The following is a 10,320-nucleotide window of genomic DNA, read 5'->3' on the forward strand; positions in this document are numbered from 1 at the left end:
GTCAGTCACGGTTGCGTCCCGTTCGGATTGGAGGGATAGCCGGGCGGCATCCGGGGGAAGGAGAGCGGTGCCCCGGCAGCCACACGCTGTTGGTCACCGCCAGGTCTGCATGACTGCCGCGGCAGCGGGCGCCGACCGCCCCGAGCGGCAGGATCGCCTGGAGACGGATGAAGTCCTCAGGCGTGAGGGTGGCCTGCGCGGCCCACCTTTTCGGCCAGGCCCTGTGGGCTGCGGGTGCCTTGATGAGGACGATGTCGTCCCCCTGCGCCGGCAACCAGCTCGGCGAAGGGTGGTGATCGCGATGCCCTTGCGCTGCGCCAGGGCTGTTGGCTTTCAGACTGCGGCGAGGTTCTTCTTGTAGCTGCCGGGTTGTCGGCGGTTGCTCTGACTGCGCATCGCGGCCTCCTTGTACTTGGACGCCGCCCATCCGGTGCTTGATCGGGTCGCGTCCCACCGCGACTGGATCCGCGCCCTCTTCGGGGAATTGCTCGCGCGGCTCGGCCACGCCGATCCGGAGTCGGCGGCCGGGGCGCTGCTGATGAATGCCGCCCGGCTCACGGTCGATGCCGCTGCTGGCCACTGTGGCGATCGCCGCGGCCGACTGCAGCTTCGCAGACACTCTGCGCTCCTTCGTACATCGATGCAGCTCATGCCCTATGACCGAGCCTTCTTACGCGATGCCATTCAACCTCTGCGACCTGCGGAAGCCGTAGAACTATCCTCGCTTCCCCTTGCACGATCCTCTCGCCATGGTCAGGGCCCGTGCCCATGTCAAGCACACGACGGGACCGTTGGGGTGATCTCCTGTATCTCCGCACCCTCGATCGCCGCCACCCAGCTGGGGCAGCTCGGCACCGAGCCTGGTCAGAAGTTCCTCGAAGCCTGGCCGCCACTACCACGTTGTGTCCCGTGCGGTTCCGGTGCCGGTGTTCGGAGTGAGGGTCATGACTGAGGGTGTGGCGACGCCCTTGGCGGCGAAGAACTACATGCGGTAGCCGGCGAACCAGGTGAACACGTCGTCAGGAGTGCCCTGGGCGTGGGCGTTGATCTGCTCCTGGACGGCATTGTGGTCCTTGGTGTTGACCTTGATGTCGAGTCCGGACTTCTTGATGAAGGCCGCGTAGACGTCCGCGAACGCCTTCTTCGGTACGGCGTCGGAGGCACCGGAACCGACGGTCACGGCCTTGGTGTCGCCGAGGCGAAGTCACTGCACCCGCAGGCACTGTGCAGCGGAATGCCCGCGCCTGGCGCTGCTGCCCCGCCGACGCCGCGCAACAGCGCGCGGCGGCTGGGACCTTGAACGGAGAGACTGACGGGAGAGGGGTGCATAACAGCTCCTGAGACAGACTAACGACCGGCCAACATGCATCGGACCAATGGACGCATGGTCGACCAGAAACAAACGGGATCGCACAAGGTGAGCCAATGAGAACCGTTCGACCTGTCGAACGTCAAGGGCTGTGCGTCACCTTTTCCAACCCCTATGACAAAGGCCCAGCTAAACGGGGAGGGAGCCGAAGAGCTCTACAGACAGCCCCCAAAGCTGAGCCCAATTCATCTTGCGCCTGATCGGTAAGGCGCTTACAGGGCCCATGACTTGGAGGCAATGGGTAAGTGCAACTCAGCAGACTTGAACCTTTGTCGGACTCACGGCTCGGGCCAGCCGCACGAGAGCGACAACCTCGACTGGGCCTCGGGCCCATTTGCCTCCGAGTTTGAACTTGGGCATTGACACACGCCTTGGGGTCAGCCCACCATCTCCCCACGAGTGAGCGAATCTGTTTGATCTCGTTGAAGCTTGCATGATCTGTTGGGTGCAACCGTCGGCCAGGAGTCCCCCTTGAGGGGCTCCTTCAGCCGACGATGCGATTCCGGACTCGCCACGCCCCTCGCTCCTCGGGCGGTCGACCGCGGCCGCTCCCGCTTCCCGGCCCTTCCACCCCCCCTCCCGGAGTCGGCATGACCTCCTTACCCAGACGGCGACCGACTCTCCTTGCGTCGCGACGAGCATCTCCGTCACGATCGGCGGCATGCCGTCCGGCCTCGTCTTCGACGGCGTCGGAACGATCGGCGACGGCAACGCATGGCTGCTCGCTCGCGACTTTGCGGCTTGAGCTCCGATTGCCGCTCTTCCTTGCCCAGCAGTCGTCATGCGACGTTCTTCCTCTGGTCTCTCCGCACCCGGCCTCGGCCAGCGCACGCCGCTCGTGGAAAAGCTCCGGTTCCGGTGACTCGAAGACCGTCACGCTCGGCTCCAATGCCTCGGACGCCATGCCGAAGCAGGCACCCCTCCCTCAGCCTGGACCGGACGCGTTTCTGCAACCGCGAACCAGCAGTGTGCAGTGTGCTGCTGACCCGACTCACCTGCCGGCCCCACGCCCCCTGCCCCAGGGGTCGGCAGGTGGCCCCTCACTCCGTGCCCTCGATGGCGTGCACGGCACGCCGTATTCAGGGACCGGACCTCCACGCCATGCGAGTCTCCCCATCAGGTCCTCCGCGCGTTCGGGCATCCGCTGCGGACCGTCCGATCCGCGCGTGGCCGGCCATCGGCGCACGATCCGTCGGCCGTCTGCGCTCAACCTGGGTCTCGACGGCCGGTGCCGCCTCGGCCCCTTCGCCGCCCGCGCCATTACCGCTGCGTCGGCGGCGCCAACCAGCAATGGCGGTTGGAGAACCAGGGCAACGGTTACTACCGCCTGATCGCGCGGCCCCGCAACAAGTGGATGGACGTTACGAGCGAATCCCCCGATGACGGCCGCCGCGTCATGCAGTACACCCGCAGCGCCCGATCGAACCAACAGTTCAGCGACGCACCGTCTGACTACGAGCCACAGCAGCCCAGCGAGTCACAGCAGATGCCCTGCCGGGCTGGAAGGAAGCGAGCACGGCGTGAACGAAGCCGTTGCAGAAGCCGGCATCGAGCTCTTGGCCACGGCCAAAGCGGTTGGCCGGGCGCGATTGTTCGTGAGCCGCACGCGCCACAGGGACCACAGAGCCCGACCCGTACCACGCCCCTCTCGAAGCGTCGTTAATCGAAGTACAGCTCCATAACGCAACGGGTCCCTGGTACTCGAAGTCTGGGACAGCAGTTCCACACAGCCCGCGGTGCGGAGAGAGGCGGACGACGACGAGGGCGGGCGCGGACTCTTCGTCGTCGAAGCGATGAGCGCTCGCTGGGGTGTGTGGCGACCGGTGGCCGGCGGCAAGGTCGTGTACGCGGAGCTGGAGGTAACCCCATCACTCGAGACGGTGGCGACGCGAATGGAGGTGCCCGAGCAAGTCCGGGAGATGGAGCACTTCGATTTGCCCCGAGCTTTGTAGAGCGCACGGCTCCTGTCCTCGGTTGCGCGGAGTCAGGACATCTGACTTCACGCTACGTCCCCCAGGGCCGGTCCAAGATCAACTGGTGGCAACTCACCGGCACCATCGCAGATCAATCCCAACAGACCACCCGAAACCGCGTGGCCCCTCGGCCGGCGCGTGCCATGAACGGGGTCGACCCCACTACGCACCCGGCCGAAAGCGCGCCGCGCCCAAAGACGCAAAGCCGACAGCTCGCTGTTCGGCATGCCGGAAGCACTCTCCTCAGGAAGGACGATCCTGATGCCTGCTAGACCGCAACCACATCCCGTCGGCATGAGAGCCCCACGCATCTGGACAGCAGTTCTCGCCGTCATGGGACTCTGCCTGGCGCTGGTCACCGGCGTGGCACCAACCCGCGCTCACGCCGCGATCGCGACGATCACCATCGACGGCAATTCCCAAGGCCGCACGTTCGACGGCGTCGGAGCCATCAGCGGCGGCGGCGGCAACAGCCGCCTGCTCATCGACTACCCCGAGCCGCAGCGAAGCCAGATCCTGGACTACCTCTTCAAGCCCGGCTACGGCGCGAACCTGCAGATTCTGAAGGTCGAGGTCGGCGGTGACACCAACTCCACCGACGGCGCCGAGTCCAGCATCGCACACTCGCCCGACGACATGAAAAAGCCCCTCTGCGACAACGGCTACGAATGGTGGCTGATGGAGCAGGCCAAACAACGCAACCCGAAGATCAAGCTGGCCGCCCTCGCGTGGGGCGCTCCGGGCTTCCTCGGCGGCGGCGACTTCTGGTCCACCGCCAGCTCACCCAGCTCACCGTCGACGGTCGACTACCTCATCAGCTGGCTCGACTGCGCCAAGCGGCACAACCTCACCATCGACTACCTCGGTGGTTGGAACGAGAAGTACAACTCCTCGAAGAGCCCCGCCTGGTATGACGCCCTGCATGCCGCCCTCGCGCAGCACGGCTATGCCACGAAGATCGTCGGAGGGGACGGGGGCCCAGGCGACTGGCAAGTCGCGAACGACAATCTGTCCTCGTCGGTGGACATCTTGGGCTTTCACTATCCCTGTGGCTACCTGTCCGCACAGGTGAACTGCTCCAGCGGGGACGGCAAGACGGCGAACGCGATAGCGAGTGGGAAGCAGCTGTGGGCGAGCGAGAACGGCTCGGACGACGCCGATTACGGAGCCATCCCCATGGCCCGCGGCATCAACCACGGCTATCTGGACGGCAAGATGAGCGCCTACATCAACTGGCCGCTCGTCGCGTCGATATCCCCCAACCTCGCATTCAACGGGGACGGCTTGATCCAGGCCAACCAGCCCTGGTCCGGCGCCTACAACGTCGGCCGCAGTACTTGGGTGATGGCGCAGACCAGCCAGTTCACCTCCCCGGGGTGGAAGTACCTGGACACCTCCAGCGGCTATCTCGCCGGCGGCACTGACAAGAGCCAGGGCAGCTACGTCACCTACGCGGCCCCGGACAAGTCCAACTGGAGCACCGTCTTCGAGACCATGGACCTGCCCGACAAGCAGACTGTGACCGTCCCCTTTTCCGTCACCGGTGGACTTCCCGGCGGCACCCTGCACGTCTGGGCAACCGACCTGAGCAGCACCAGCCAACCGAGCATGAAGGCCTTGCCCGACCTGAAGCCCACCAACGGCACCTACCAGCTCACCCTGCAGCCCAAGCGCCTCTACACCGTCACCACCACCACCGGACAGGCCCCCGTCGCCACCTCGGGAGTCTCCGGCAAGCGCACCGTGCAGCCTCTCCCCTACAAAGACAGCTTCGCCAACTACGACACGGGCAAGGAGGCCAAGTACTTCGCCACCATGAACGGCGCCTTCGAGGCGCAGCAATGCGGCGGCGGACGCAGCGGCCAGTGTCTGCGCCAGATGACCACCACTCCACCGATCAAGTGGACCAGCGAAACCAGCAGCCAGCCCTACACCACGATGGGCGACGTCAACTGGTCCAACTACACCGTCTCCTCGGACGTGCTGATAGAGAAGTCGGGAGGCGGAGCCGACCTGCTGGGCCGCGTCGGCTGGCAGGCCAAGAACAACAATGGCCTCAACGCATACCACCTGACCCTCGACACCGCGGGCAACTGGTCGCTGCAAAAGTCCGACGGATCATGGAACTTCACCACGCTCCCCGGCGCGAGCGGCAAGCTCGACACGGCCCCAGGCACCGACACCTGGCACAACCTCTCCCTCGCCTTCCAGGGCAGCACCATCACCGCGAAGATCGACGGGAAGCAGGTGGCAAGCGTCACCGACACCAGCTACGGCGCCGGACAGATCGGGCTCGGCACCGTCTTTGACGACAGCACAAAGGGGTACTACGGCGTCCAGTACTCCAACCTGTCCGTCACACCCGGCACGACACCGGACCTGAACGGAACGTACAAGATCGTCAATGTCAACAGCACCAACAGCGACCAGACCGAGGTGCTCGACGCCGACCACCAGGGCACCGGGAACGGGACGCCGGTCATCCAGTACAGGGACAACGGCGGCACGAACCAGGAGTGGACGTTGACCGCCAACGGCGATGGCTACTACAAGATCACCGGCGTCCAGAGTGGAAAGGTCCTGGACATATCGCGATTCACCACGCTGCCCGGCCAACAACTGCAACTGTGGGACGACAACGGCGGCACGAACCAGCAATGGGCGGTGACCCCGTCCACCGACGGCACCTACACCATCGAATCCCGCAACAGCGGCCGACTGGTCGACGTGGAGCGCGGTTCAACGAGTGATGGTGCCAAGGTCGTCCAGTGGAACCCGAACGGAGGCCCCAACCAGCAGTGGAAGCTGGTGAAGGTCGGATGACCGATCGGCACTGACCACGTTCCGACACGCTGAATTCCCCGCTCCTCCGCATCCTGCGGCGGAGCGGGGAGTTCGGTGGTGCAAGGCCAGGCCCTCCTGAGACAGGAGGTTGCGAACGGTGAGCGACTGACTGAGCTTCGTTGAAGTGCCCGATCTGTCCGCGGACCGCTACATGTTGATTATGTGTCCGGCCAGGCCATGGATGGCCTCATGACAGGCGGTCTGCTGGCGGTTAGGGGCGTACGGTGCGAGGCCAGAGCTCCAGGGCGATTGTCTCGGTGATGAACGCGGGCGGGATGCGGCGGGTCGCGGTCTCTGCCACAGCCCGGCGGACCGCGGCCTCGTCGATCAGGCCGGCCCTGCCAAGGGCGGAACCATGTGGAAGAGGACGCTCGGCGCGTCAAGGACTTACAGCATCAGATGGAACTCGCCCGCTCCCGGCAGACGGACAGCATCGCCCAGCGAATGGCCATGGACATACGCCACGGAGACTTCCACCCAGCGCTCCTGCAGAAACTGTGAAACACCGGCGCGTTGGGGAAACCTCTGTTCGTCCTACTCGACAGCTTCGGCGGACCTGACATCCCTTTCTCACTTCTGCAGGAGTTGGGGCATCACCCCAGGACCGAAGTGATGGTGACCTTCGAGCCCGCCTTCCTCACACGGTTCGCCGGATACGCCCTCTTGGAAACCGTCTACCGGCCCGCCCAAGTGATCGACGCCGTCCGACAGCTACGCGACGCGGACGACGTGACGACGGAACCTCGTGCCATCAACAACAAGACGCGAGTGCACCTGGCCGCGACACCTCCGATCCTCAAGCCGTCAGCCGAGCAGGACGCCCTGTGGTGAGCAGACCCCGAAGGTGCACCCGGGGCGTATGAGCCAGGAGATGGCATCGATCGGCATGAACTCCGAAGCGGAGGCATTTCCAGGACGGCCTTGACAACTGCACGACGGGCCTCGCCGGAGCAATCCGGCGAGGCCCGTCCTATCAGGTCCCCGTCTGCACTGAATCCCCCGTCGAACCAGGCCGCCAGAGGTGCCTCACGTGTCACGCCCGTGTCACCAACCCCGTAGACGCTCCCGGACCTCAGAGAATCCGCCTACGCAAAAGGCATCGTTTCGGACCACGTGGACGCCTAAAGACGGCTTCTACGACATGTGCCATGTGGTACCCAGTGAGGGACCCAAGATCAGGACTGGGGCCTCTTCTGGCCCGTCAAAGCGGTATTGCAGGGTGTTCGGTGGTGTCTCGCTCACCCGTCTGACCCTCTCATCTGTCACGGACGCCCCTATGAGCGGGTCCTGGCTGTAGCTGTCCGACCAGGTGGAAGACCTCGCGGGCAGCCTCACGGCTCGCCACTTCCTGGCCTACTTCAGCAGATCGCGGTATCCCGCAGAGCGTCGACGAGAAGTCTGCGGGGCAGGCGGCGTACTGGACATGGTCGAACTGGACATGCCCATCCCTCTTCCGGTCCGATGGCTCGTCACGTTGCCGGTACCGGGCCGCATCGGGCGGTCAGAATCGTGAGGACGATGGGCTGTACTCTCCACTGCTTCCGGAGCTTCTACGCCTCACCGTTCGAAGCCGCCGCGGCCCCGGTCAGGAGCAGAGTCACCAACCGCGTGAGCCGGGGGCGAACTCGGAGGCCGCCTCGCCACATGGGGCTGCCCACCATGAGCACCCCGTCCGTCCGACCGGCCCGGGACGGCCGGATACAGTGCGCGCGACGGCAGCCTGGTTGCTCAAGGAGGGGAAGCGTGACCGACACCAGCGAGACCCGATCCGCCGACAGTGCAGCGCACGCGACTCAGCAGAGCCGACTGCACCGCCTGATGCGCTACCTCCCCCTGATCGCGCCGGTGCTGCTGTGGACCGTGCCCTGCTGGCTGCTGCTGTACGCCGGCCAGCACTGGCCGCTCCCGGTCACACTGGCTGGCACCGCCCTGTTCGCCCTCGGCCTGATCGGTATGCCGCTCGCGATGGTGCGCGGCCACGGCCGACGGCAGCAGGACTGGGCGGCGATCATCGGGGACACCCTGCTGGGCACCAGCTGGGTCCTGTTCACCTGGTCCGTTGTGCTCGGCGTCCTACTGCGGCTCGCCCTGACCGTGACCCGCGTGGGCGACGGCCAGGACCGGGCCCGGATCGTCACCTGGGCGGTCCTCGGCGCAGCCACCGTGCTGCTCACCTGGGGGTACGCCGAGGCCCGCCGGGTACCACGGGTACGCCGCCTCGACGTGCAACTCCCCCGCCTGGGCGCCGGGTTGGACGGCACCCGCGTCGTCCTCATCACCGACACCCACTACGGCCCGCTCGACCGCGCCCGCTGGTCGGCGCGAGTCTGCGAGACGGTCAACGCACTCGCGGCCGACCTGGTCTGCCACACCGGCGACATCGCGGACGGCACGGCCGAACGCCGCCGCGCCCAGGCCGCCCCACTCGGCACCGTGCAGGCCACCCGGGCCCGGGTCTACGTCACCGGCAACCACGAGTACTACAGCGAGGCCCAGGGCTGGGTCGACCTGATGGACGAGCTGGGCTGGGAGCCGCTGCGCAACCGCCATCTACTGCTCCAACGCGATGGCGACACCCTCGTGGTCGCCGGCGTGGACGACGTCACCGCCGAGTCCTCCGGCCTCGCCGGCCACGGCGCCCACCTCGCCGGAGCCCTGAACGGCGCCGACCCCGACCACCCCGTCCTGCTCCTGGCACACCAGCCCAAGTTCGTCGACCGGGCGGCAGCCGCCGGCGTCGACCTCCAGCTCTCCGGCCACACCCACGGCGGCCAGATCTGGCCCTTCCACCACCTCGTCCGCATCGACCAGCCCGCCCTCGCCGGCCTCAGCCGCCACGGCACCCGCACCCTCCTCTACACCAGCCGCGGCACCGGTTTCTGGGGCCCGCCCTTCCGCATCTTCGCCCCCAGCGAGATCACCCTGCTCGTACTCCGCTCCCCGCAGCGGCCCCCCACGCCGTAGCGCTGGGCGGGCCGGCGGTTCCGCCTGGAGATGCTGCAGTGCGCCGGCACCCCGAAGAAGGGCTACGCATCCTGCAACGCCCTGCGCGTCACCAGCGGCACCACCGCCTTCCAGGAAGAGCAGGCGGCGAAGAAGGGCATCGCACCCCAGACCGTCCGGCCGAACGCCGCCGCGGACTCCCCCACCCGCTACGGCCCCAGCGACCTGCAGTCGGCCTACGGCCTGACCTCCGCCGCCTCCGCCAGCGGCTCCGGCAGGACCATCGCCATCGTCGACGCCTACGACGACCCGAACGCCGAGTCGGACCTGGCCAACACCCACGACAGTCAGGCTCTGATGCCCCTGTCCGGAGCCTCCCGCCGATCCGCTCCACCGCGGGCCGCACCGACGCAGGTCGGCCAAGCTCCACGGGGCAAGGGCTGTGACTACTTCCACTTGCGCTGATGGCTGCACTGGCAAGGCATCATCCCCTACAGCGCTGACGGTGGACTGTGGCCACTTCGTCTCGCAGATCAGGGTTGTGTGAACTACGTACGCGGCCGACCTCGATCGTGTGTGGAGCGAGCCGAGGTGTACGCGATTTCGATGGCCCTGGGAGTGCCGGAGGCGAGGGAGTCGCCAGGAGAGACCGCTGGCGCAGACGATCCCCCCGCCAGGGCAAGACGGCACACACGGAGCGCGCGACGTCCAGCGGCTCCTGCATGCCGGCCACCATGCAGGCGAAGCCGGTGCCCTGCGAACCGGCACACCGCGTCATTCCGAAGGAATGCGAAACTCGAATTCGGGACGGTCCCACGGCACGGCGGGCGGGTTCGCGAGCGCGGTCCCGGTCCGCACTGCACCAACGCGGTGATAGAAGTCCTCGGCGGGAAGATGCGACACGACCTTGACACGGTCGAGCCCGGCGGCACGGGCCTCGGACTGCATGTGCGCAACGAGCAGCCGTCCAATACCCCGTCCTTGCGCTTCGTCAGCGACGAACAGCAGGTCGAGCTCCGGTGGAGCGAGGACGAGCGAGTAGAACCCGATGACCCGGCCTCCATGCTCGTCGGCGCCGACGGCCACAAAGGCGCGGTGGGCCTCGATGTAATCAGGACCGACCCGGTAACCCGCCACTGCGGCTGCGTACTTACCCTCGTAGGCGCCTGAGCCACGCACGAGCCGCGTGAG

The 10,320-nt window shown here is 66.6% G+C and carries 7 protein-coding genes and 2 pseudogenes; 6 read left to right on the plus strand and 3 right to left on the minus strand.

The annotated features are described in order from the left end of the window. Position 1: 1 nt before the first annotated feature. Together ACZ4RZ_RS47030 and ACZ4RZ_RS47035 are read right to left on the minus strand one after the other, a co-directional pair. Positions 2 to 619: a hypothetical protein gene (locus ACZ4RZ_RS47030; protein ID WP_467753733.1), complete on the minus strand. Its 618-nt coding sequence runs from the start codon at positions 617 to 619 to the stop codon at positions 2 to 4. A 366-nt stretch (positions 620 to 985) separates the two neighbouring features. Further along, a pseudogene (locus ACZ4RZ_RS47035) lies at positions 986 to 1,329 on the minus strand (carbohydrate ABC transporter substrate-binding protein); the annotation flags it as partial. A gap of 1,268 nt (positions 1,330 to 2,597) precedes the next feature. On the opposite strand from ACZ4RZ_RS47035, the gene ACZ4RZ_RS47040 reads away from it, so the two are divergent. The 6 genes and pseudogenes from ACZ4RZ_RS47040 to ACZ4RZ_RS47065 all read left to right on the plus strand — a co-directional run. Beyond that, positions 2,598 to 3,032 (plus strand): RICIN domain-containing protein, encoded by a 435-nt coding sequence (locus ACZ4RZ_RS47040; RefSeq protein WP_467753734.1) that lies wholly within the window; start codon positions 2,598 to 2,600, stop codon positions 3,030 to 3,032. 73 nt (positions 3,033 to 3,105) lie between these two features. Beyond that, positions 3,106 to 3,321 (plus strand): ATP-binding protein, encoded by a 216-nt coding sequence (locus ACZ4RZ_RS47045; protein WP_467753735.1) that lies wholly within the window; start codon positions 3,106 to 3,108, stop codon positions 3,319 to 3,321. Positions 3,322 to 3,636: 315 nt separating this feature from the next. After that, on the plus strand, positions 3,637 to 6,165 hold the full coding sequence (locus ACZ4RZ_RS47050; protein ID WP_467753736.1) for an RICIN domain-containing protein: 2,529 nt from the start codon (positions 3,637 to 3,639) through the stop codon (positions 6,163 to 6,165). Positions 6,166 to 6,798: 633 nt separating this feature from the next. Continuing rightward, complete coding sequence (locus tag ACZ4RZ_RS47055; RefSeq protein ID WP_467753737.1) at positions 6,799 to 7,017, plus strand: hypothetical protein; 219 nt, start codon at positions 6,799 to 6,801, stop codon at positions 7,015 to 7,017. A gap of 912 nt (positions 7,018 to 7,929) precedes the next feature. After that, positions 7,930 to 9,150, plus strand: coding sequence for a metallophosphoesterase (locus ACZ4RZ_RS47060; RefSeq protein WP_467753738.1), 1,221 nt, complete (start codon positions 7,930 to 7,932; stop codon positions 9,148 to 9,150). Positions 9,151 to 9,180: 30 nt separating this feature from the next. After that, positions 9,181 to 9,462 (plus strand): annotated as a pseudogene (locus ACZ4RZ_RS47065) (peptidase S8); the annotation flags it as partial. Between the two features lie 441 nt (positions 9,463 to 9,903). On the opposite strand, the gene ACZ4RZ_RS47070 reads toward ACZ4RZ_RS47065, so the two are convergent. Further along, a partial coding sequence (locus tag ACZ4RZ_RS47070) for a GNAT family N-acetyltransferase (protein WP_467753739.1) occupies positions 9,904 to 10,320 on the minus strand: 417 nt, incomplete at its 5' end.

It is taken from the genome of Streptomyces sp. NPDC027189, assembly GCF_055566975.1.